At 46.9% G+C, this 23,074-nt stretch carries 24 protein-coding genes, 1 tRNA gene and 1 pseudogene; 7 read left to right on the top strand and 19 right to left on the bottom strand.

Features of this window, described 5'->3' with window-relative positions; translation table 11 throughout:
* Positions 1–49 precede the first annotated feature (49 nt).
* From EQP46_RS15775 to EQP46_RS15750, 6 genes are all read right to left on the bottom strand, one after another.
* Positions 50–406 carry a hypothetical protein gene (locus EQP46_RS15775; RefSeq protein WP_129494561.1) on the bottom strand — a complete coding sequence of 119 codons (357 nt, stop codon included), beginning with the start codon at positions 404–406 and terminating at the stop codon, positions 50–52.
* 297 nt (positions 407–703) lie between these two features.
* The gene (locus EQP46_RS15770) at positions 704–913 is read right to left on the bottom strand and encodes a hypothetical protein (protein ID WP_129494560.1); all 210 of its coding nucleotides are present in this window, start codon (positions 911–913) and stop codon (positions 704–706) included.
* Between the two features lie 104 nt (positions 914–1,017).
* A complete protein-coding gene (locus EQP46_RS15765; RefSeq protein WP_129494559.1) occupies positions 1,018–1,227 on the bottom strand; it encodes a hypothetical protein in 210 nt (69 codons plus the stop codon).
* 92 nt (positions 1,228–1,319) lie between these two features.
* On the bottom strand, positions 1,320–1,529 hold the full coding sequence (locus EQP46_RS15760; protein WP_129494558.1) for a hypothetical protein: 210 nt from the start codon (positions 1,527–1,529) through the stop codon (positions 1,320–1,322).
* 240 nt (positions 1,530–1,769) lie between these two features.
* Positions 1,770–2,654, bottom strand: a complete 885-nt coding sequence (locus EQP46_RS15755; protein WP_129494557.1) for a LysR family transcriptional regulator — start codon at positions 2,652–2,654, stop codon at positions 1,770–1,772.
* Positions 2,655–2,773: 119 nt separating this feature from the next.
* The gene (locus EQP46_RS15750; RefSeq protein WP_129494556.1) at positions 2,774–3,322 is read right to left on the bottom strand and encodes a glutathione peroxidase; all 549 of its coding nucleotides are present in this window, start codon (positions 3,320–3,322) and stop codon (positions 2,774–2,776) included.
* 214 nt (positions 3,323–3,536) lie between these two features.
* Here EQP46_RS15750 and EQP46_RS15745 point away from each other — a divergent pair, with 214 nt between their 5' ends.
* Positions 3,537–3,947, top strand: a complete 411-nt coding sequence (locus EQP46_RS15745; RefSeq protein WP_241744755.1) for a tyrosine-type recombinase/integrase — start codon at positions 3,537–3,539, stop codon at positions 3,945–3,947.
* A gap of 5 nt (positions 3,948–3,952) precedes the next feature.
* Here EQP46_RS15745 and EQP46_RS15740 read toward each other — a convergent pair whose 3' ends face one another.
* From EQP46_RS15740 to EQP46_RS15725, 4 genes are read right to left on the bottom strand one after another with little or no spacing between them, the layout of a single operon-like run.
* The gene (locus EQP46_RS15740) at positions 3,953–4,459 is read right to left on the bottom strand and encodes an SLATT domain-containing protein (RefSeq protein ID WP_129494555.1); all 507 of its coding nucleotides are present in this window, start codon (positions 4,457–4,459) and stop codon (positions 3,953–3,955) included.
* A gap of 52 nt (positions 4,460–4,511) precedes the next feature.
* A complete protein-coding gene (locus EQP46_RS15735; RefSeq protein WP_129494554.1) occupies positions 4,512–4,718 on the bottom strand; it encodes a KTSC domain-containing protein in 207 nt (68 codons plus the stop codon).
* Between the two features lie 13 nt (positions 4,719–4,731).
* Complete coding sequence (locus tag EQP46_RS15730) at positions 4,732–6,501, bottom strand: ATP-binding protein (RefSeq protein ID WP_129494553.1); 1,770 nt, start codon at positions 6,499–6,501, stop codon at positions 4,732–4,734.
* Positions 6,494–7,696 (bottom strand): SIR2 family protein, encoded by a 1,203-nt coding sequence (locus tag EQP46_RS15725; protein ID WP_205685933.1) that lies wholly within the window; start codon positions 7,694–7,696, stop codon positions 6,494–6,496. The genes EQP46_RS15730 and EQP46_RS15725 overlap by 8 nt, the downstream gene beginning before the upstream one ends.
* Positions 7,697–8,449: 753 nt before the next feature.
* On the opposite strand from EQP46_RS15725, the gene EQP46_RS24250 reads away from it, so the two are divergent.
* A complete protein-coding gene (locus tag EQP46_RS24250) occupies positions 8,450–8,602 on the top strand; it encodes a hypothetical protein (protein WP_167482774.1) in 153 nt (50 codons plus the stop codon).
* A gap of 342 nt (positions 8,603–8,944) precedes the next feature.
* On the opposite strand, the gene EQP46_RS15715 is transcribed toward EQP46_RS24250, so the two are convergent.
* The 7 genes and pseudogenes from EQP46_RS15715 to rpsU form a co-directional block, all read right to left on the bottom strand.
* Positions 8,945–9,289, bottom strand: a complete 345-nt coding sequence (locus EQP46_RS15715) for a CopG family antitoxin (RefSeq protein ID WP_129494552.1) — start codon at positions 9,287–9,289, stop codon at positions 8,945–8,947.
* 72 nt (positions 9,290–9,361) lie between these two features.
* Complete coding sequence (locus tag EQP46_RS15710; RefSeq protein ID WP_129494551.1) at positions 9,362–9,646, bottom strand: ADP-ribosyl-(dinitrogen reductase) hydrolase; 285 nt, start codon at positions 9,644–9,646, stop codon at positions 9,362–9,364.
* Between the two features lie 559 nt (positions 9,647–10,205).
* Positions 10,206–10,281, bottom strand: a tRNA-Ile gene (locus EQP46_RS15705).
* A gap of 153 nt (positions 10,282–10,434) precedes the next feature.
* A pseudogene (gene rpoD / locus EQP46_RS15700) lies at positions 10,435–12,276 on the bottom strand (RNA polymerase sigma factor RpoD); the annotation flags it as partial.
* Between the two features lie 81 nt (positions 12,277–12,357).
* Positions 12,358–14,109 carry a DNA primase gene (dnaG, locus tag EQP46_RS15695; protein WP_129494549.1) on the bottom strand — a complete coding sequence of 584 codons (1,752 nt, stop codon included), beginning with the start codon at positions 14,107–14,109 and terminating at the stop codon, positions 12,358–12,360.
* 146 nt (positions 14,110–14,255) lie between these two features.
* Positions 14,256–14,699 carry a GatB/YqeY domain-containing protein gene (locus tag EQP46_RS15690; RefSeq protein ID WP_129494548.1) on the bottom strand — a complete coding sequence of 148 codons (444 nt, stop codon included), beginning with the start codon at positions 14,697–14,699 and terminating at the stop codon, positions 14,256–14,258.
* A gap of 25 nt (positions 14,700–14,724) precedes the next feature.
* On the bottom strand, positions 14,725–14,940 hold the full coding sequence (gene rpsU, locus EQP46_RS15685) for a 30S ribosomal protein S21 (RefSeq protein WP_002537656.1): 216 nt from the start codon (positions 14,938–14,940) through the stop codon (positions 14,725–14,727).
* Between the two features lie 208 nt (positions 14,941–15,148).
* On the opposite strand from rpsU, the gene tsaD reads away from it, so the two are divergent.
* Positions 15,149–16,174 carry a tRNA (adenosine(37)-N6)-threonylcarbamoyltransferase complex transferase subunit TsaD gene (gene tsaD / locus EQP46_RS15680; RefSeq protein ID WP_129494547.1) on the top strand — a complete coding sequence of 342 codons (1,026 nt, stop codon included), beginning with the start codon at positions 15,149–15,151 and terminating at the stop codon, positions 16,172–16,174.
* Positions 16,175–16,317: 143 nt separating this feature from the next.
* On the opposite strand, the gene plsY is transcribed toward tsaD, so the two are convergent.
* On the bottom strand, positions 16,318–16,971 hold the full coding sequence (gene plsY, locus EQP46_RS15675; RefSeq protein ID WP_129494546.1) for a glycerol-3-phosphate 1-O-acyltransferase PlsY: 654 nt from the start codon (positions 16,969–16,971) through the stop codon (positions 16,318–16,320).
* A 181-nt stretch (positions 16,972–17,152) separates the two neighbouring features.
* Here plsY and folB point away from each other — a divergent pair, with 181 nt between their 5' ends.
* Genes folB through EQP46_RS15660 form a run of 3 tightly spaced genes read left to right on the top strand, consistent with a single transcriptional unit; the run spans position 17,153 to position 18,852 of the window.
* Positions 17,153–17,512 (top strand): bifunctional dihydroneopterin aldolase/7,8-dihydroneopterin epimerase, encoded by a 360-nt coding sequence (gene folB, locus EQP46_RS15670; protein WP_129494545.1) that lies wholly within the window; start codon positions 17,153–17,155, stop codon positions 17,510–17,512.
* Positions 17,509–18,009, top strand: coding sequence for a 2-amino-4-hydroxy-6-hydroxymethyldihydropteridine diphosphokinase (folK, locus tag EQP46_RS15665; RefSeq protein ID WP_129494544.1), 501 nt, complete (start codon positions 17,509–17,511; stop codon positions 18,007–18,009). The genes folB and folK overlap by 4 nt, the downstream gene beginning before the upstream one ends.
* A gap of 39 nt (positions 18,010–18,048) precedes the next feature.
* Complete coding sequence (locus EQP46_RS15660) at positions 18,049–18,852, top strand: undecaprenyl-diphosphate phosphatase (RefSeq protein WP_129494543.1); 804 nt, start codon at positions 18,049–18,051, stop codon at positions 18,850–18,852.
* Between the two features lie 180 nt (positions 18,853–19,032).
* On the opposite strand, the gene EQP46_RS15655 is transcribed toward EQP46_RS15660, so the two are convergent.
* On the bottom strand, positions 19,033–20,262 hold the full coding sequence (locus EQP46_RS15655; RefSeq protein ID WP_129494542.1) for a multifunctional CCA addition/repair protein: 1,230 nt from the start codon (positions 20,260–20,262) through the stop codon (positions 19,033–19,035).
* A 217-nt stretch (positions 20,263–20,479) separates the two neighbouring features.
* On the opposite strand from EQP46_RS15655, the gene EQP46_RS15650 reads away from it, so the two are divergent.
* On the top strand, positions 20,480–22,846 hold the full coding sequence (locus tag EQP46_RS15650) for an AAA family ATPase (protein WP_129494541.1): 2,367 nt from the start codon (positions 20,480–20,482) through the stop codon (positions 22,844–22,846).
* Positions 22,847–23,074: the final 228 nt, after the last annotated feature.

Genomic DNA, 23,074 nt, shown 5'->3' with positions numbered 1-23,074 from the left:
GCTTCTGCCGCTGAGCCTCTGAGAATAAAGACTAAGCGGTGTGTGTTCGTCATTCAGTGACTGGCTCGGCTTCTTGTTCAGCAAGAAGGGCTGTCACCAAGCTTTCCAACGTCTGCCAGTTATCGACCGCTGTGGTGCCCAATACAAATCGCTTTCCGGTGAGCCTGCCGTAAACATGGCGTTTAACGTGTTCTCTCGGGTATTGGATTTCACAGCGAAACGTCGGGGTGATGGGGTCAATGTCAAAAGTGACTAACGCGACGGGAATATCGCTGCGTGCATTCCCCATGTTGATGCGAAGAATAACGGGCAAGCCTTCGTCAGTCGTAAACATATAGACGGGGACGACGCGGTTTGTTTTTTCGCTAGGTAGTAGCTTTTGAAGGTAATCGAGTCTGTCTAACATCGCCTTATAACCTTATTAAAAGTAAGTATTTAGACATCCTAGATGACGAACGGCATCTAGACATAAAACGACTGTTTAAATTTTGAGCTTGTCACAACAGAATAGGTGATTTGTTGCAATAACAGAAAGATAAATGCGGTGCAGAGTAGTAAATAGAGGAGGATGCGCAAAAAAGACAAGGAATGCACCTCATGATGCACTCCAGTCCAATACATGTTCATGTTTTCAACCTACTTCTTTTTCAAACATCGTCATGCCTTTTCAGGAACAGCCACAGCTTTCCTTCATCACCAGACATTAGCGAACGGTGTCGCGCATCTGTTCTGCCGTCATGCCTGAGCTAATGTGACCAGTCACAACGCCTTGTGTTGCTTGCTCGCCAGAAAGACCTGCCGCTGTCGCTTGTTGAATCAAATCGCCGTTTAGGCCGTTGTTAGAGCCAGCCGTGCCGGTTGCAAACGCAGACACAGAGAAGAGTGATAGGGCAATGATAAGTACGTTTTTCATCGTATTTTCCTTTTTGAGCTGTCGTTATTTTTGCTATTTCAGTGGTCGCGCCAAGAACGCATTGCGTGCAGTTAGCTTGCCATTAGAGTGCAGTTAGCCTGCCATTAACGAATGGCGTCGCGCATCTGTTCTGCCGTCATGCCTGAGCTAATGTGGCCAGTCACAACGCCTTGTGTTGCTTGCTCACCAGAAAGACCTGCCGCCGTTGCTTGTTGAATCAAATCGCCGTTTAGGCCGTTGTTAGAACCTGCAGTGCCAGTTGCAAACGCAGACACAGAGAAGAGTGATAGAGCAATGATAAGTACGTTTTTCATCGTATTTTCCTTTTTGAGTTGTCGTTATTTTTGTTATTTCAGTGATAAAGCCAGAACGCGTTGCGTGCAGTTAGCGTGCCATTAGCGTGCAGTTAGCGAATGGTGTCGCGCATCTGTTCTGCCGTCATGCCCGAGCTAATGTGGCCAGTCACAACGCCTTGTGTTGCTTGCTCGCCAGAAAGACCTGCCGCCGTCGCTTGTTGAATCAAGTCGCCGTTTAGGCCGTTGTTAGAACCTGCAGTGCCAGTTGCAAAAGCAGATACAGAGAAGAGTGATAGCGCGATGATGAGTACGTTTTTCATAATGTGGTTACCTTATTCAGTGAATGTTTAGCGGGTTTCCCCTCTCGACAGGAATAAGATTACTGGGATGTGAGTCGCATGTAGAGGAAACCCGAGGTTTCCATTTTGGAAATTTGCGTGACTAAGGTCTCATTTGGGTTTTGGAGAGCAGCGTTGAATTGCGCACAAACGTGAGCCAGTGCAGAGGTGTTGGTTGCTCATATAGAGCGAAGAGAGTGTTAAGCGGAAAGCCGCTCGTGGTTACTCGTTACATTGATTGAGAACACGATGACAGACGCGAAATAACCACTCTTTTTGCGGATCGTTTTGTTTTGCTCTGTGATAACTCATGACGAAATTTACCCTATCGTCAGACAAGGCTGGCAGCGAAATGGCGCGACAATTTTCAGGTATAAGTTGGGACATGGTGAAAGAATAGTGATCGGAGTGTCTGACAATGCATTCGATTGCCATGGTGTTTTCCACTTCAGCGGTCGGCGTGATGTGATAACCGACCGCCGCCAAACGCTCAAGCAAGGGGTAGCGGACATCATTCCAACCAGGGTTGCGAGAGATAACAAACGGGTATTGTCTTAACCCTTCCAACGAGTGTGCGGGATGATCATGACGCACATAAAACGTCGGAGATATTTCACATAGCGGCTTTTGTAAAATCACTTGGGGAAGTGTTTCGTCGTAGGTGCAGAACAGTACCGAGTTTTCCCCTTCAGCCATGCGAGCGCGTGCTTCTAAACTCCATTGGCGCATCGATATTTTTGCTAAAGGTGCTTCTTTCCTAAGGGCAAGGTAGAGCTTGCTGCCGAAGTTATCCCAAAACAGCGCATGCCCATAAAGGACGATCTCTTGCTTCAACGTCTGTGGTGAGAATTCACTGTGCTGGATCGCATCGAAGGTCGCCAAGATTTGCTCGAAGTGCGCAAGGTTCGTATCCATGAAGGTGGTGGGTTCAAAGCCAAGTTTCCCTTGGATAAAAAGCGGATCTTCAAAATGGACCTTTAACTTAGAAAGGATCTTGCTGATGGCGCTCGATGTTTTACCCAACGCATCAGCGACAAGCTTCACATTGCGCAATTCATACATCTTCACCAAAACAACCATGCTTTGAATGTCTAAGTTGTGTCCCATCACGCCGCTCACCGTTAAAATCCCTCTTAGGAATATAGAGAATGGTGATGCAGTACCTCAATGAAAAATAAGCAAATTAGCGTGAAGTGCGCCGCATAAGGTGGCTTCTTAGGGATTGCCTAGCCGTTGTCTAGTTGGTTCTTTAAGACAGACAACAGATTAGGTGAGAGCGGTGATACCGAGCTTGGAAACGTCGCAATAACATCACCATCGGGATTAATTAAATACTTATAAAAATTCCACCTGGGTTCAACGCCTGCCTGACGTGCCACCTCCGCAAAAACAGGGTTAGCGCCGCTCCCTCGCACATTGGTTCTCGCCATCATCGGGAACGTGACGCCATAGTCGAGGTAACACACTTTGGCGCTGGCCTCTTCACCGCCTCGGTCTTGATTAAAGTCATTTGACGGAAAACCAACCACCGTGAAACCTTGATCTTTATATTGCTGGTACAGCGTTTCGAGTTGGTCGAACTGAGAGGTATACCCGCATTGGCTTGCCGTGTTCACCACCAACAAGGTTTTGCCCTGAAACGCTTCGCATAAGTTAATGGTTTCGTTGGAATTCAACTTACGCTGAGTGCCTTTAAGTACGTCAGGGCAACTCGCTGCAAACGCAACGCCACTCAAACAAAGCCAACCAACCCAAATCGCCATTAATGCTTTCATGTGCTTTCACCGTAATGTGACGTGATAGAACCAATCCAAACCCACCGATGATCGGTGTTTGGGATACAGGGATTAATACTCCCAAAGTCGAAAAGCGATCATATTGTGCCGAGTGATGGCCGTTTGCATAGGCGATCTAGCAATTACGTTTTTGCGTTTTCTTTGTTGGTTGAAGGGGGCGTGGTGTTCTAAAAGTTTGTGTCCCAGTTAGTGATTGCTAAGCCTTGAATGGTCAGACGTATCTTTTAGTGAAAGGTATGTGCAAGTGCGTGGCGGCAATGCCAAATCAAAGAAGGGGAGAATTGTTCCTTTGAACAACGAAGACTATAACGCGTTAACTAACTGGCGAGAGCAAAACCAAACATCGCGGTATCTGTTTGAAGGCAAAAACGGCGTACCACTGAAAGAAGTGAAAAAGCCATGGGCGACGGTGTTGGATTTTGCGCAGATTCAAGGCTTTAACTTTCATGACCTCCGCCATCACTTCGCGAGCAAGCTGGTAATGGCGGGGGTAGATTTGAACACGGTCAGGGAACTGCTAGACCACTCTGACCTTAAGATGACACTAAGGTGTGCACACCTAGTGCCAGAGCATAATGCGGCGGCTGTTAATTTGATTGGGTGAACGTACTACTTTGTTAGCTTTAATTTTTTGATTTTCTGTAAAGATGAGTACGATGTCAAAGGAGCACTTTGAGAGATATACTCCCATTCGATTCTTAGGATCTTTAACTGTTTATCTAGCTCAGTATTACTCAAATTTTCTTTACTTGTGTTCAATTTTTCCAACTGTCTTCTTAATTTACCATAGCTTCCTCCGGCTGAACGGTGCTGTTCAGCCTTCTCTGCAAACCTAGCAAAAGATACTATCCCTGATAATGACGCGGATACGATGCTCATCGAAATCAATAAGTAACGAGAGAAACCAGACGGTTCCATAAATAGCATTGCAGTAACTACTGTTGAACTTACTATTAGTGAGCAGCCTGAAAAATTAGCTCTAAAGTATAGCTTCTCTGATTGGTGATAGTGACCTATCTGTGCATTTCCTAATCTTTCCATCCATATTTCAATTAATGAATTTACTTTCCCTCTTTTGTTTTTGTAAGCAAGAGGATATATTTTTTTTACTATCATTTTTAATTCGCAGGTTGTTTTATATTGAGGGCGTCTCCACCCTCAATAATTACTAAATCTTTTCGAAAGTGTAATTTGGTTTTACTTCTCTGTGTAAATAGCCACCTTTTGAATTAGATTCTAATAATTCATGATAAATATGAGAAGGGACATCAAAATACTGATATATACCGTTTTTAAACTCCACTTCCAGTATGCCAGTTGAGTTATCATAACCAACTGATACTAAGTTTGATGAGTTAACAAGTTCTCTTTCCATTATATCTCCATTATTATTTCAACTTTTGGTTTCGCCATGATTTAACAAGTATGTCAAAATCATGTTTATTTTTTGCTTTTGACCAGCTTTCTGAAACTTTTGGATCGTGACTATTTGGGAATTGTCCTTCCTTAGGGATTCTGAACTTAAATCTCATTGGTAACTTAGCTGCTTCTCCGGTGACTATAGCTTCGCCTGTTCTTAATATCGGTAGAGAGTCAATGATGCCGGATAGACTATCTGACATTGCAGACTTAACTCGATTACGGTCGGTTGAATTACTTATCCGCAGGGAGAATATAGTCCCACATTGAGATAAAATAGTTTCATCAATTTCAGATGGCCTTTGGCTTACTAACATCGAACCGATACCAAATTTACGTCCTTCCTTGGCTATTCGTCTAACCATTGACTTTGATAACCCATTATTATCAGATGATAGATATCGGTGCGCCTCTTCCATAACTAATAGCAATGGATTTTTCTTCATGCCAGACTCAAGTTTTCTACCCCATATGGCAGTCTCGAAAAGTATATGAAGCATCGAACCTAACAAAAGATCTAATTTGTCAGATGGCATTCCTGATAAATCTAAAATAGTAATTGGTTTGCTTCCACCTACCCATTTATTTATTAAATCTGAAAGATCTTTTTTTAAATTTAGTTCATTGTCAGGATTCCACTCGTCAGGAGATAAAAGAAAAGAATATTGATTGTCTAACAACCTTGATCGCATTAAATCAAGACTTTTTTTCCATCTATTATCACCGCCTTTTTTTACAAGACTTTCATTTCTTGTGTCTGGGGGTAAGAAGCGAGGAGCGATTAGTTTTTCAGGATCACCGACCCCATTTTCAGCATATGCAGGATTTAGCATTTCTTTTTCACGCCAATTGACCGAGTCCATATGATATAGGTCATACCATATTTTTCTTAGTCTAAATGGAAGTGGGCTGTATGGGGTTATTTTATCTATATCTATCTCTAGGTTTTTGTTCTTTTTCGCAAACTCAATTTTGTCTTCAACAATTAACTCCATAAATCTATTTTTCAAATCAGATGTTTGTCCGCATAGGAAATCAATTAAGCTTTCTGGTGATACACACCAGTATGGGATTAATAATTTCTCGTCATCATCACTTCCATCAATGGAGTGAACTTCTGAAATGTCATTTAATGCAGATGAGTATTCTCCATGCAAGTCAAATAGAACTATTCTTGCGGATGGCATTAGGATTTCATCGCTATGACGAGTAACAATCGAACGGAGTAAACTCGAAATACTGGTGGACTTTCCTGAGCCAGTAGAACCAAGAATTGCGCTATGTCTATTCACCAAGTTATCTAGGTCAATACTAACATTTATGCTATCTGAACTTGATAGTTTACCAATTATCACTTGCCCATACTGGTTGTTACCATATATTTTCTTTAAGTCATCTTCTGTTACAAGGTGAACTTCTTCGGCTATTGAAGGAAATTGACTTATTCCTCTTTCAAAGTCACATCCTATAGCCTCACCAACTAACTCGACTTTTATTTGTCTATTGGAATTTTTGTTGCTTGATGAGTTATTTTCAACATTTTCAGAAGTTTCTGAAATTATGCCATAGAGATTATTATACCCTTGAGGAACACGTACAAAGCTTCCAACCTGGCCGATTCTATGTGTTTTCCCCTCGATAACAAGAAGACCAGACATGACCTGTGGAGTTAGCTCTACATAAATGGAAGCGCCAGAAACTGATGTAATCTTTCCTAGATATGTAGGTATGCTAATCATCGATTTTATTCTCAGTAGTCTCTAAGGTTTTTTCTATTGGAGTTAAGGAGCTCGATCCTCCTGAACTTGCTAGAAACTTTGCAAAAGATACAAAGTCACCAAGGCCAAATCGATTGTTTTCAGATGACCAATACTCTCTTCTTATTGTATTCCAGTTCTTGCTCGGTGGCTCTCCAATCATCCAGTTAGCCGACACACCATTTATTACTGCACCATCGGAGCAATAAACGCTGATATTAGGATTTCGCTTTGCTGCTTCAGTAGCATGCTTTTCTTCTTCTAATGATTTAAATTGAAAAGCAAATATTGCAGAAGATTTATTTTCAGATAAGCATTCATCTAACTTTGCGGTAATATGGGCGTCAGCAAAAGAGAAACCTGTAGTTAGTAATAGGGTATCTGGCTCTAGAAGGAAGTTTTTCAATCTGTCAAATAAGGAAGAGAATGGCGCAGATTGAGTTTGATTATATTTTATATGTGATGGGTAAACCATTGTGCCTTCAGTGTCGCCATCCCCTCTAATAACCTCCCCTTTGTCGTTTTTCGACCAATTTATAGAGCCATGAAGTTTCCACAATCTAATCCATTTCGGAGGTAGATCATTGCTAGATATACTTGAAGGGTCAAAGAAGGCATTCTTCGAACCAGAAAACCCGTCAAAGTAAGGTGTTCTAGCCCTCTCCATTGCCTCTTCTAATAACAAATCATAGTTTGTTGTGAATATTTCAACTGCAAAATCACGATTTATACCATTTATCCAAGATATTAGATGGCTATATGGATTATCGTTAACTGGTAGCTCTTTATTTACCACTTCTTTTATTGTATGGCAGATTCTTTTTGAGAGTTCGTCATATCCATTGGCATCTAAACCATGAACCTTGTGACTACCTATTACCTCTGAAAGCGATCGTACTCTGGAAAGTACTAATTCGATATTTCGATCTTGAATTTCACTAGCCAGTGCGTCAAAAGCTGGTTTTTGCAGAGGGTCATCAAGTCCTTCGTAAACGATTTTTGTTAGGCCTGAAATGTCGGGTATCAATGGCTTTCGTGGTGACCCCTCATTGGCTACATTTATGCTAACAGGTGCCCCTGCTCCTATAAGAATGCCAATTTTTTTCTTGCTGTGTGTAAGTACATGACGAAAGTCATACATGTACTCATCAGGGTTATGAACGGTCATTGTTGGCATAAAGGTTGCCTCCTCATGTAGCAAAATACATCAAGTCGCATATCTTTGCTGTGTTTTTGGACTTTGATGTATTTTGTGTACAAATAATGAAGCATATTACTTGCATATGAAGCCTGTTGAAAAGAAACAATTCTATTTATGTGGGTTTATCGACAGTCGCCGTTGAATGCGTTTTTCGGGGAGCTTACAGCAAGGTGTTTTGAGTAAATTGAAATGTATTGGTGACTAGTTAGCTTGCCAAGGCATACAGTCTAATGTTGCTAATTTCGAGTGTTTATCTATTGGATCAGCAGATTGATTTTTAGATTGTGATAAATCTTCAGTAAGATTTACTCGTCCAATTAACCAACCAAACCTTGTGAAAACTGGCTTCCAATTGAATTTGGCAAGTCAGCGTGCCCCCAATAAGGTTGTTTCTCTGGGCTACCTACGATTTGTTAAGTTTCTTGTAGGTACTTGTAACGTTTCGATAGTAAGAGGCAGATCGTTTGCCGTTGGTTATACGCCTAACAACATAGCAAAATGATGCATTGAACGGGATTGAGTTGGATGTTGAAACCGCATATGGATATGACACTATTCTCAAACCTAAAGGTCAAAATCTTCGGTTTGTGGCCAACTGAAACCTCCAATCAACAATGTTCGGTCAGTTAACCGACGAAGTCGCATAAACACTAGGCTTCTAACTGAGCCGTAAACCTAAAGGTTTGGCTTGTTCGAATTACAAACCTAAAGGCTAGGAATAAGGCAAGGATGCAAAAAAGACGCTTTTACCGCTTAGAAGAATTTACAAATACCACCACCCCAACCAAAGGTGACCTGCTCAATACGGTTGAGGAAGGCAAGCTCACACACTGTGCGTTGCTCAATGCAAAGGCTGTTGGTTCGCTTTCAGACCACAGTTAACCTATTAGCTCAACGCTCGGTGTGTTCTGTAAGCGCACAGAACAAGCCATAGCGCCACATTACGAACTGAGTGTGGATTACGCGACGGGAGAGGTAAAAAGCTCCATGTACAGCGACGAGGAGCTTTTAAAGGTACTCAAAGGCATATCAGCAGGTGGCAAAACCATCATCACCCGCGTCAACGAGTGGCATTTGTCCTAGTGGCAAATGTGCTTTTACTTGGAGTTCTGTGAATAACTGTATTTTTTAAAAATTCAAATTGGAACGATGTGTTATCGATTGATCCAATGCAAAAAAAAACACCCTCGAAAGGGTGTTTTCACAATAGTTGTTAGCTTATCTCTAACCACAAGCTGCTATGCGTTCTTGGTTAGCAGATTCCTGTTCCTGTTGCTTTAGCTCTTCTGCAGCTTTCTCGCGTAGGATCATTTTAACTTCGGCATCAACAAATCTCTTCAAAACTTGTTTGATTAGTGGCTGATAACCAATGCCTCTGATTTGTGAGATGTTTTTTAAATCTTCAAGCAGACTTTTTTGAAGCCTGATTGAGATCATCTGTAAAGCTAAGCTTTCATCTAGATTAAAGTCATCTAACTTTGCTTTTTCTACATAGGCTTCGTCACGACCTAGTTGGCCATTTTCCCATGCTTCAATGGTGCTATCGATCTTTTTAGATTCTGTGCTCATTGATATGTCTCCGTTACACCGTGAGTCAGTGCTCACTTTAGAACTATGAAAACAAACTCATAGCTCTTTTATTTATGCGAAATTATTATAAATACGAATTTCGTCAGGGTTGGCTTCATAACAGGTTCTTATGATTATGCCTTTGTCAGGGCTATTGATAAAAGCCACTTTTAACTTCCTCCCTCGATCTGTTTCTGCAACAAACCATTGTGTAGGAGGATCGCTCTGGTGATTTTCTCGCATATCTAGGAGAAAACCAGCTTCTCGGTTTGCAAAGCACTCCAAAATCTCTTCTTCGGTAACATGGTGCCTTGTCGCCAACTTTTTGCGAACACTTGGTGAAATTACTAGGCTCATCTATTCCTTGGCTCAATTATAGTTATTGCCATATTAAAAAATCAACCTGTATATACAGACGATGGGTGCATAGTATATACAGATTGTATATACAGGATCAACAGTTGTGGTTAGATGTCTTTGGTAACATACTGAATTTGAAGCAACTTGGTTTTAAATTGGCTGTATGAAACATTCACTTTGGCCATATGCTGTTTTAATCAGGGATATGGCGTCAATAGCTTGAAGAATAGATGTCTACTGGAGGTTAGGGGATAGGAGGATTATCTGGCCTGTATAGGAGCATGAATTATCACGTGAATAGGTGGTTTTCGCTTTGGTATGTATACCGCTCATACCAGTGTTCAGCTAATGAATCACATCTAGCGGTGGCTTGGTACACAATCGTGTTAAGTATTCGATGATAGCTTTTTAGAAAGAAGTGAAACGGTGAAGGTGTTACTTGAGAACTGCTATAACGAGCGTCTGTTATAGCAAAAATCTGCTACACAGGTGCTACACAGAGCTAAAAAACGCGAAAGGCCTGAGTGGTTACTAACCCCTCAGGCCTTGCTGTATATGGTGGCCCCTCCCAGACTTGAACTGGGGACCAATCGATTATGAGTCGAGTGCTCTAACCACTGAGCTAAGGGGCCGTGTAGGCGGTTGATTATAGGGGAACGTGAATAGGGTGTCTAGCCGCAACCATGCCCTAATCAGTATGGATTTTAGCCACTTAAACCGATTCTTGGATATGAAAAAGGCGAGCTGTGCTCGCCTTCTCATTTTTTACGTTCGAACCAGACGAATTATTCGTCTAGGAAGCTACGAAGCACTTCTGAGCGGCTTGGATGGCGCAGCTTACGCAGTGCCTTCGCTTCAATCTGACGGATACGCTCACGCGTTACGTCGAACTGTTTGCCCACTTCTTCCAACGTGTGGTCGGTGTTCATGTCGATACCAAAGCGCATACGCAGAACTTTTGCTTCACGTGGCGTTAGGCCAGCTAGTACTTCGCTGGTTGCCATGCGTAGGTTGTTCATGGTTGCTGAATCCATTGGTAGCTCGAGGGTAGTATCCTCGATAAAGTCACCCAGATGCGAATCTTCATCATCACCGATTGGTGTTTCCATGGAGATTGGCTCTTTGGCGATCTTCAGTACCTTACGGATTTTGTCTTCTGGCATCTGCATGCGCTCTGCCAGTTCTTCTGGCAGTGGCTCACGACCCATCTCCTGAAGCATCTGACGAGAGATACGGTTCAGTTTGTTGATGGTTTCAATCATGTGAACAGGGATACGAATGGTACGTGCCTGGTCAGCGATTGAACGTGTGATTGCCTGACGGATCCACCACGTTGCGTACGTCGAGAATTTGTAACCACGGCGGTATTCGAACTTGTCGACCGCTTTCATTAGACCGATGTTACCTTCTTGGATCAGATCCAGGAATTGTAGGCCACGGTTGGTGTACTTCTTCGCGATAGAGATAACCAGACGCAAGTTTGCTTCTACCATCTCTTTCTTCGCACGGCGTGCTTTTGCTTCACCGATAGACATACGGCGGCTGATGTCTTTGATACGCTCAACGTTCAGGCCGGTTTCGTCTTCGATGATTTTCAGTTTTTGTACGCAACGACGAAGATCTTCTTCGTATTGCTTCAGGCGGTCTGCATATGGCTTATCTGATGCCAATGCTTGGTCTAGCCAACCGTCTGAAGATTCGTTGCCAGCAAAGAATTGCACGAAGGTTTTCTTCGGCATTTTTGCTTGGTCAACACACAGGCGCATAACAAGACGCTCTTGCGTGCGTACGCGATCCATGGTGTTGCGCATTTCGTTAACGAGGCGATCAAACTGCTTCGGGATCAGACGGAATTGCTTAAACGTTTCAGACAATTCTGCAACTGAGTCTGCAGTGTCTGCGTGGAAGCGGCCGTTTTTCTGAATCGCGGCTTGCATGTTCTCGTACGAAACACGAAGTTCGTTGAACTTTTCACGAGCAAGCTCCGGGTCGATGCCCGTGTCTTCTTCTTCCTCGTCGTCTTCGTCATCATTGTCATCTTCATCGTCCAACTCTTCTTGGCTCAGTTCTGAACCAATGTGTGTTGCGGTTGGTGCGATGTCTTCTTGGCTTGGGTCAACAAAGCCTGAAATGATGTCGGTTAGACGGAGTTCTTCTGCTTCAACCTTGTCAAATTGGTCGAGCAAGTAGCTGATTGAGCCTGGGAACTCGGCGACAGAAACCTGTACTTGGTTAATACCGTCTTCGATGCGCTTGGCGATGTCGATTTCGCCTTCACGAGTAAGCAGTTCAACGGTACCCATTTCACGCATGTACATGCGCACTGGGTCTGTTGTACGGCCTATTTCAGATTCAACGCTTGATAGTGCTGCAGCTGCGGCTTCGACGGCATCTTCGTCGGCAACAGTTTCAGACATCATCAGCTCATCGGCATCAGGAGCGGTTTCCACTACCTGAATACCCATGTCGTTGATCATCTGAATAATATCTTCTATCTGATCGGAGTCGACAATGTCTTCTGGTAGGTGGTCATTAACTTCTGCATAGGTTAGATAGCCTTGCTCCTTACCTTTTGCGACAAGCAACTTTAGCTGTGACTGCGGATTTTGATCCATAGACGATATCCAACTTCGGGTCTGAGTGAAGAATTTAGTATGCGGGAGCGCAAACTTCCAATTCTAGCAAATTACAATAGTGCTGACTACTTTCTAGTCGGGACGGCTTTGGATTAATAGCCACAATTCCCGCTGTTCTTCGGCTGATAAGCCGACGCTTCGGTCTTTTGCTTGTAACTTGTCTATTTGCTGTGAGACACACTGCGCAAGAATCTTGTCCAGTGAGTCTAAAAATACATCTAACGCATTGTGCTCGGTGATGGGGAGTTCCCAACTGGCCAACTTGGCTAACAATGCTTCTTGATCGGTGCCGCGCCAGAATTCGAGCAGCTGTCCTGTTGTAATATTGGGACGCTGCAAGCAGAGTTCAAGCATGGTCGTAAATAATTTAAGACCTGGGATGTTGAGATCATCCATTCCGCCTAGCGGGGGAAGCGATTCTGCAAAGCCTGGGTTTTGCAATAATAGGGTAATTACCTCACGCATTGGCGTGCGCTTCATCTCGGGTAATGGCTTGCGAGCCTGTGTTTTGCCTTGTTGACTGATCAGCTTTTCAAGTTGCTGTTCGTCAGGCAATCCGAGCTTTTGTCCAAGCATATTACGGAGATAGAGTCTTAATGTGCCACCGGGCACTTTGTCTATCAATGGTACGGCGAGCGTGGTTAATTTCGCTTTGCCTTCTTGGCTGCTGCTATCAACCTGCTCCATAAGCGTAGAAAACAAAAACTCTGAAAGCGACATTGCTGCGGCAAGATCGGCTTCAAAGGCGTCTTTTCCTATTTTTCGGACCATGGAGTCTGGGTCTTCGCCATCAGGCAAGAACATGAACTTGAGTTGGCGTCCGTCAGTCAGGTGCGGCAGGGCTTGCTCCATGGCTCGCCATGCGGCTTCGCGTCCTGCGCGGTCTCCGTCATAACAACAGATGACGTTGGAGGTTTGACGGAACAGGGTCTGCATGTGTTCGGCGGTGGTGGCTGTGCCCAAGGAGGCAACGGCGTAATCCACACCAAACTGCGCCAGTGCGACCACATCCATATAGCCTTCAACGACCATGAGCTGTTTGGGTTCACGGTGCGCTTGTAGCGCTTCGTAAAGCCCGTATAGCTCGCGCCCTTTATGGAATATAGGCGTTTCTGGCGAGTTGAGGTATTTGGGTGTGCCGTCGTCTAACACGCGACCACCAAAGCCAATCACGCGACCGCGTCTGTCCCTGATGGGAAACATGACACGTCCACGGAATCGGTCATAACGTCGGCCATTGTCGTTTTCAATCAACATGCCGGTTGAGACCAGTGCTTTCTGGCTCTCGTTATCTCGACCAAAACGGGTTCGAACTTGATCCCACTCATCGGCAACAAAGCCAACACCAAACTTTTGTACGATTTCGCCAGACAGTCCACGGCCTTTTAGATAGTCGATCGCGACATGTCCTGCTTCTGTGCGCAGGCTGCTTTGATAGAACTGGGCAATTTGCCCCATCATTTGGTAAAGGTCGCGTTTCTGATCGCTACGTGCGTACGGGCCTTTCGGCGCGCCGTTGTCGTTTTCTCGAGGTACTTCAAGGCCAAGTTGAGAGGCGAGCTCTTCAATGGCTTCAACGAACTCTAGACGATCGAACTCCATGATGAAGTCGATGGCATTGCCGTGCACGCCACAACCAAAACAATGATAGAACTGTTTTTCTTGGCTGACGGAAAAAGACGGTGTTTTTTCGTTATGGAAAGGGCAGCAGGCACCGTAGTTCTTGCCTTGCTTTTTGAGTTTCACACGTGCGTCTATTAGCTCGACTATGTCCAGTCGGGCGAGTAGATCGTCAATGAAAGCACGTGGGATTTTTCCTGCCATAACCTGTTGTTTAGTTGATGAGTTTGGGCGAGTCGGGTAATGCTAACACATGCATACGCAAGGTTATATTTTACTACCGATAAGATACGAACAAGCCGCGCATTCCGCAATTGGATAGCACGGCTTGTTTGCAGGTTGGAAAAAATTTACGCCAGATTAGCTTTAACCAATTGGCTAATTTTTCCCATGTCAGCACGGCCCTGAACTTGTGGTTTCAGGATGGCCATGATTTTGCCCATGTCTTGCATGGAGCTCGCACCAGAGGCTGCAATGGCATCTTTAACCATTGCATCCACTTCGTCGTCGCTGAGTGGTTGTGGCATGAACTCGTCCAAAACAGAGATTTCAGCCAATTCCACATCAGCAAGGTCATCACGACCTGCTGACTGGTATTGAGAAACGGAATCGCGACGTTGCTTAACCATTTTGACTAGAACTGCCAACACTTCCTCGTCGTTCAGAGTTTTCTGACCGTCGATTTCTTGTTGTCTTACTGCAGAAATAATCAGGCGAATAGTGCTAAGGCGAGGTTTATCTTTCGCCTTCATCGCTACGATTTGTTCGCTTTTAATGCGACTCATCAATTCCATTTCACAATTCCTGTATTAATCGTAATTAGTACAGGCGAACGCGGCGTGCGTTCTCACGAGCCAGCTTCTTCAGGTGACGCTTAACAGCGGCAGCCTTAGCGCGTTTGCGAACGGTAGTTGGCTTTTCGAAGTGCTCACGACGGCGAACTTCAGAAAGAATACCTGCTTTTTCACAAGAGCGCTTGAAGCGACGCAGTGCTACGTCGAATGGTTCGTTTTCACGTACTTTAACTACTGGCATATGCCTTTCACCTCAGGGGTTGTTCAGTAATCGCTGGAGACAAAATGACCAGCTTTGATTAAAAATGGTGCGGAATTCTAATCCGATACAGGGGCGCTTGTAAAGCATAACTGGTGAATTTGATCGCGCGCATGTAATATTGCCGCCTGTTTTTGAAACTGGCAGATCGATCGCGGATCGATCTGGGATCCAAGAGAGCTGAGGTGTTATGCGAATTCTGGGCATCGAGACATCGTGCGACGAGACCGGCGTTGCGATTTATGATGATGAAAAAGGGCTATTAGCGCATCAGCTATATAGCCAAGTAAAGCTACACGCGGACTACGGCGGCGTGGTACCGGAGCTGGCATCTCGCGATCATGTGAAGAAAACCATTCCTCTTATTAAAGCGACGCTAGCAGAAGCGGGTTTGACGCCGAGTGATCTTGATGGTGTGGCTTACACAGCGGGCCCTGGCTTGGTTGGTGCGCTGCTAGTGGGTGCAACCATTGGTCGAAGCCTTGCGTATGCGTGGAACGTGCCTGCCGTGGCTGTTCACCACATGGAAGGCCACTTGCTTGCACCCATGTTGGAAGAGACACCGCCTCCGTTCCCGTTTATCGCGCTATTGGTATCAGGTGGTCACACCTTGCTGGTCGAAGTGAAGGGCATTGGTGAGTATCAGATCCTCGGTGAATCCATTGATGATGCCGCAGGCGAAGCGTTTGATAAAACCGCGAAGCTGATGGGCTTGGATTACCCAGGTGGCCCACTGTTGTCGAAACTGGCAGAGAAAGGCGACAGTTCACGCTTCACTTTCCCGCGTCCAATGACCACGGTGCCGGGCTTAGACTTTAGCTTCTCTGGCCTGAAAACCTTCACAGCTAACACCATTGCGGCCAATGACAAGGATGATCAAACACGTGCTGATATTGCCCGTGCGTTTGAAGATGCGGTGGTCGATACGCTGGCAATCAAATGTAAGCGTGCGTTGAAGCAGTGCCACATGAAGCGCCTTGTGATTGCAGGTGGCGTGAGCGCAAACCGTCACTTACGTGTGAAGCTTGAAGCGCTGATGAAATCCATCGGCGGCGAAGTCTATTACCCACGCACGGAGTTTTGTACCGACAACGGTGCGATGATTGCGTACGCAGGTATGCAGCGCCTGAAAAACGGCGAGCATAACGATTTGGGCGTGAAAGGCTTCCCACGCTGGCCGATTGACCAGTTGATGGCGATTAAATCTGACGATTGATGATTTAACAACGAGGATTGGCGGGGCGTTTCGCTTCACCAATCCTGTTTGTGTTATCTAAGGCTCGAGACGCGAGAAGGCGAGTTTCGAGAAAGAGAAACAAAACGCATTAGAAAATGCAGACGCCTGCGTTTTTCTCTCACTCAACGCTGTTCTTCGCTTTGCTCTTCCTCGTGTCTGCTCTTTCTCGCATCTCGCCCCTGTTTTTTGTTCTTATTCCAAATCTTGGTCTCTTCCCCATTCAACAGCCGACGAATGTTTTCTTGATGTCTGAAGATGATCAGACACGCCAACATGGCGACGGGCATGGTAAATTGCGGTTTTACGAGCCAGGTAAAGAAAGGGGCAATCAATGCGGTCGCTAATGCGCCCGCGGAGGAAAAACCGGTGACGAGCACGGCGATTAGCCAAGTAAGGAGCAAGCCACCAGTGAGATCCAAGCCGATAGGGGCAATGGCACCTAGCGCGGTAGCGACGCCTTTTCCGCCTCGGAAGTGGAAGAAAATCGGGTAGATGTGGCCTAAACAGGCGGCGATACCAATCAATCCCAACATGAAGGGGTTGATACCGATGAGGTAGGCGATCCAGACAGGGATCGTGCCTTTGAGCATGTCACACAAGAGCACCAATCCAGCGGCCAAACGGCCACCTAATCGAAAGACATTCGTTGCGCCGGGGTTGCCTGAACCTTGGTCTCTTGGGTCGGGTAACCCATACAACCGACAGATCAACACCGCGCTGGATATTGAACCCAGTAGATAAGCGGCAACAATCATCAGCATTCCAAGTGCGGTCATTCCAGCATCCAACCTTGAACATTCGCTAGGGCGGCGAGAACTTGCTATAGTTCGCGCACAAAACACAATGCTACCTGTTGTATGGCATCATTGTGTATCAATAGTGTGGTTCGTTATGTGACTGTGAGCGATGTTACGTGCTTTTGCGCATAATGGGTATCCGACCTCTGAAAAAATTTAGATGAACATGGATTTAGTATTTATTGAGCAGCTTGAAGTCATTACCACCATTGGTGTGTACGACTGGGAGCAACAAATCAAACAAAAGCTCGTGTTTGATATTGAAATGGGTCATGACAACAAACCCGCCGCTAGCAGTGATGACGTGGCTTTCGCGCTAGATTACGCCTCTGTGAGCAACGCCGTCATTCAACATATTGAGCAAGGACGATTCTTGTTAGTAGAGCGTGTTGCAGAAGAAATTGCAGCACTGATTCAACAGCAATTTTCTGTTTCTTGGATCCGTGTAAAAGTCAGCAAACCGGGAGCTGTGCCACAAGCTCGCGCTGTTGGTGTGGTGATTGAGCGAGGCACACGGTGACACAAAGAGCAGGTACACAGGTATTGGTGAGTGTTGGATCGAACATCGAACGCGAACGCCATATTGTTGAAGGGATTGCCGCACTGAAAGAACTCGACCCTCACTGTCGCAGTTCTCGTGTGTTTGAAGCTGTACCTGTGGGTTTTGAAGGCCCTAACTTTTATAACCTTGTCGTTGAACTTCATACCGATCTAACGCTGGAAGGCATTGTTGCAGCGCTTCGAGAAATCGAATCGCGTTGGGGCCGTGAGCGTGATGCGGTGAAGTTTCGCGATCGTACGTTAGATATCGATCTGCTGACGTATGGCGAGCGTGTTCAGTCTGAAGGACCGACCTTGCCGCGTAAGGATGTTTATAAGTTTGCTTTTACACTCTGGCCTCTTGCAGAGTTGTGTCCTGAACAGGTGATTCCTGGTGATACGCAAACGTACGAGCAAGCATGGAATGCATTCTCTGATGAGCAGCCCCTCTGGCCTGTGTCTGATTTTTCCGTGTAAGAAACCTTTTCTTTTTTAATTTTTAAGTGATGACTAACTATGAGTATGTTTGAAGCCTTTGCGTTGGCTTTAATTCAGGGGCTGACGGAATTCCTTCCTGTTTCTAGCTCTGCACACCTTATTCTTCCGTCAGAAATTCTTGGTTGGCAAGATCAAGGCCTTGCCTTCGACGTGGCGGTACACGTCGGTACGCTTCTGGCGGTGGTGGGTTACTTCCGCAAAGAAGTGACACAGTTACTTGGCGCATTCTTCCGTTCTATTTTCAAAGGCGAGCGCTCATCTGATGCAACCTTGGCGTGGATGATTGCACTGGCGACCATTCCTGCCTGTATCTTCGGTTTGTTCATGAAAGACATCATCGAGATGTATCTGCGCTCTGCGTGGGTGATCGCGGTGACCTGTATTGTGTTTGGTCTGCTGCTTTGGTGGGTTGATAACAATGCGAAGAGCGAAATCGATGAATACAAGACCACGCCAAAATCGGCATTGCTGATTGGCTTGTCGCAAGCGCTGGCAATGATCCCGGGTACGTCACGCTCTGGCGCGACCATGACCATGGCGCTTTACTTGGGTTACACCCGTGAAGCCGCTGCGCGTTTCTCGTTCCTGATGTCGATTCCTATCATTGTCTTAGCGGGTAGCTACCTTGGCCTTGGCTTGATCAAAAGCGATGTGCCCGTGATGTGGTCGCCCATCCTTGTGGGTGTGTTTGTGTCGTTCGTGAGCGCCTACATCTGTATTCACTGGTTCTTGAAGCTGGTCACGACCATGGGCATGAAACCCTTCGTTATCTACCGCATTTTGCTAGGCGTTGGCTTGGCGGCGTTCCTTGCAACGCGTTAAGCAGGTTAGGAAGAGCGGGAAAAGAAGGTCCTAGGAAGAAACGTTTCTAGAGCCTGGTAAAAGAAAAGCTGCCGATGGCAGCTTTTTTTGTGGCTTTGGTAATCTGTCCTTTAGAAACTAGAAACTAGAAACTAGAAACTAGAAACTAGAAACTAGAAACTAGAAACTAGAAACTAGAACCTAGTTTCTGACCTCTTCCAAATACTTCGCAACACTCACTACCCGTCTGCGCGTCAACTCTTCACGAATGCTTTGGCCTTTAAAACCCTCAGCCACGATGGGTTTTACATCCACGCTGTTTGCGGCGTTAAACGCGCCAAGTAGCCAATCGGCTTGGGGGTATGGACGATCTTCGAACCCTGTGCGCCCTTGGTGATCGGCTTTACTGGCGAGGGCTAATTGGGTGATGCGCTCGGGTTTTCGCCACACATCATTGCGATCAAAGATTTTGACGTAGGTGGACGCTTTTAGCTCGCCCGCGTTATGGACGTTGGTGTGCTCGGCGCAGACCAGCAATGCTGCGTCGCGGTAGGCGTTGGGAACGCGCACACGGTCACACACGGCCTTAACAGGCACTTTGCCCGTTGCGGTATGCATCTTGTGGCTTGGCCACTCTGCTTTCGGCGTGAGGGCTTTGCCGAGGTCATGCATTTGCGCGGCAAATCGGATGCAGGTGTCATCGGTAAGCATTGCAGCTTGGCGAGCGACCATTAAAGTGTGAATACCGGTGTCGATTTCAGGGTGCCATTGCTCAGGTTGCGGCACGCCAAACAGCGCGTCGATTTCAGGGAGCACCACCGCCAATGCGCCGCAATCACGCAGCACTTGCAGGAAAACATCAGGGCGGGGCGTCGACAGGGATTTCTCCCATTCAATCCACACTCGCTCAGGGGTGAGTGCGTCTAACTCGCCACTCTCTGCGATGGTGCGCATGAGTGCTATGGTTTCATCAGCGACGCGAAAACCCAGTTCATGAAAACGGGCGGCGAAGCGTGCCACGCGCAACACGCGCAGTGGATCTTCCACAAACGCTGGCGAAACGTGGCGCAGGATTTTATTGTCGAGGTCGGCTTTACCGCCGTAAGGATCAACCAAAGTGCCGTCATCAGCTTGGGCGATGGCATTGATGGTAAGGTCGCGGCGCTGCAAGTCTTCCTCAAGGGTGACATCGGGGGCAAAGTCGCACACAAAACCGGTATACCCTTGGCCTGATTTTCGTTCGGTACGCGCCAGTGCATACTCTTCGTGGGTTTTGGGGTGTAAGAAGACGGGAAAGTCCGCCCCAACTTGTTGGTAGCCTGCTTTTAGCATGGTCTTAATGTCAGCGCCGACAACGACCCAATCTCTGTCTTTTACATCGAGTCCGAGCAATGTATCTCGCACTGCGCCACCCACGAGGAAGGTATTCACATTGTTATCCAGTTATTAAGCGATAATAAGGTCATGATAAACCCTGCAGATTCACCAAACCACCCGTTCTGTGTTCGACACAGGCCGCGATGTGTGTAAAAGGTGCGAACCTGCGCCCGAATAGTCGGTCATAGGAGGTGTTCACCTTTACATGCACAAGGTGTCACGCTACTTTGGCGAGCTTAACGGACAGCATTGAGGACGTAGAGAACTTCCCATGTATCAAGACTTTTTCCGGCTTTCAGAGTCGCCATTCGCGATTGTGCCGAACCCAAAATTCTATTTCCTTAGCGAACGCCATAAAGAGGCGTTGAGCCATGTGCTCTCTGGCATAGAAGATGGTGGCGGTTTGGCGTTGCTGACAGGGGAAGTGGGTACGGGGAAAACCACGACCATGAAAGCCTTGCTTGAGCGTATGCCAGAGCAAAGCCAAGTGGCGACGATCCTCAACCCTAGCGTGTCCGTGCTGGAATTGATGCAGACCTTGTGTGATGAACTCGGGATTGCGTACGCGCGTGAAGATGGCTTTAAACATCTGAACGACGCCATTTCTGCAAAATTGCATGATAACGACAAGCAAGGTATCCAAACCATTTTGCTGGTGGATGAAGCGCAGCACTTGATGCCGGATGTGTTGGAGCAATTGCGCTTACTCACCAACATCGAAACCTCACAACGTAAGCTACTTAAAGTCATCTTGATTGGTCAGCCTGAGCTTCAAGAAATGCTTCGTCAGCAGCACCTGCGTCAGCTTGCCCAACGCATTACTGCTCGCTATCACTTGATGCCGCTGACGGCACAAGAAGTGCGTCAGTATATTTTGCACCGTCTGAGCTGTGCGGATCGCCTCGATCCTTTATTTGATGAGGGCGCGTACAAAGTCATTGCCCGTGAAAGTGGCGGTATTCCAAGGTTGATTAACCTCGTGTGTGACCAGTCGTTAAAAATGGCGCACCGAGATTCCAAACAACGCATCACCGCGAAAATTGCCACCAAAGCCAGTAAGGAAGTGCTGCATTGGCAGAGTGTATCGAGCCATGCTGAACGCCATGGTTTCATGCGCTATTGGCCGGTTTACCTTGGTGCGATTGGCGGCGCGGCCTTGCTCGCGGTGGCGATTCGTTGGGGACTCGATGGCAACACATCCCCCGCGCCAACAGTGGCGAATATAAACACTGCACCTCAAGTTCAAACAGAACGTGCACCTGTCCCAACAGTGAAAGCAGCCACAGCCCCAATCGTTGTGGATGTGGCAATCAAAAAATCGCCTGCGCGAGAAGCTTCCACATCAAACATCGCACCTGCCAACACGTCCGCGCCGCAAAGCCTTGCAAGTTTGCCGGCCACGGTTGAAACCGTGGCGTTTGCGGATTTGGCGAAGCAAAGTTTGAGTGCGGGCTCTGCGATGCAAGCGCTCTACCGGTTGTGGGGATTTGAGGCGGATGTGCTTGCGGCTGGCTGTTCAAGCGACGTGCGCGGTGAGCTTGCCTGTTACAAGGCGACCCTGCCGTTAACCCAGCTGCTCAGTATCGACCGACCTGCGGTTCTGACCATGAATGGCCCTGTTGGGCAACGTTGGTTTGCTGTTTTGTATGGCATGGGTGAGGGGCAGTTTGAGCTCCTCGCAGGCGATCAACGCGTGATGGTGAGCGAAGCGTTTTTTAAACAAGCGTGGACGGGGGATGCACTATTGCTTTGGCGTCCACCGCAAGCGAACACATCGACGTTATCCATCGGTCAACGCAGTGAGCGTGTGCGCTGGCTAGATCAACGTTTGAACTTGGTGCTAGGGGAGACTGGCGTTCCTTCTGATCGTTTCGGGCCGAACTTGCGCGCAAAAGTCAGGGACTTTCAACGCAGCAAAGGCTTGGATGCTGATGGCTATGCTGGGCCCATTACCCTGATGGTGCTGGACACGGTACTCACCATGCCGGGGCCTGCATTGACGAACAGCATTGAAGCGACGCAATCAGAGTCTACTGCACTGGCGCAAGGCGACATTGTGGTATTGTCTACCACGAGCGAAAGCGCATTGGCGCTGACGCCACTCCCTGCGCCTAAACCTGTGGTGGTGGCGACAACCCAACCCGCGCCGAAGCCTGCGAGCCAAGCACCTGAAAATGCCAGTACCTCGGCGCAAAAATCGGTGACAGAGGCCAATACAGAAGTCACCACCATTACCGCATCGGGCAATGGCGCGAGTAACCCTGATGGCGATTTAAACCTCGAAGATTTAGATCTCTCATCACTGTCCCCTGAGTTGGCGCTCAAGGTACAAAATGCCTTAGGCGGCGATCGCACTCGAGGGCTAGACGCCAAACTTGAACGCACCGACGGGGCAAGCAATGTCGTCTCGATCGCTGATATCTCATCACAAATGTTCGACCGATTGCCGAAGATGGATTTCCAAACTCACATCTATGCGTCTGATGAAAGCCGCAGTTGGGTAAAGGTGAACGGACGAGAAGCGAAAGAAGGCCAGTTCGTTGCCGACGGCGTGTTGCTACGCGGCATTGAGCCACAGCAAGTCGTGGTGCAGTTTGAAGATGCGTTGATCGCGATACCCGCGTTGACGAGTTGGTGAGCTAAAAGCAGGGCCTAGGAAAAAGGGCCTAGGAAAAGAAGGTCCTAGGAAGAGCGGGCCCTAGATCCTAGGAAAAGCAAAAGCGAAAAGCTTGACGCCACTTCAGACCTTCAAAGAATCGTTGTAGGACCCAGGACCCAGGACCCAGGACCCAGGACCCAGGACCCAGGACCCAGGACCCAGGACCCAGGACCCAGGACCCAGGACCCAGGACCCAGGACCCAGGAC

Source organism: Enterovibrio baiacu, from assembly GCF_004120195.1.
GTDB classification, from domain to species: domain Bacteria; phylum Pseudomonadota; class Gammaproteobacteria; order Enterobacterales; family Vibrionaceae; genus Enterovibrio; species Enterovibrio baiacui.
Note: the sequence above shows the minus strand (reverse complement) of the source record. Positions and strands in the feature narration are given on the sequence as shown.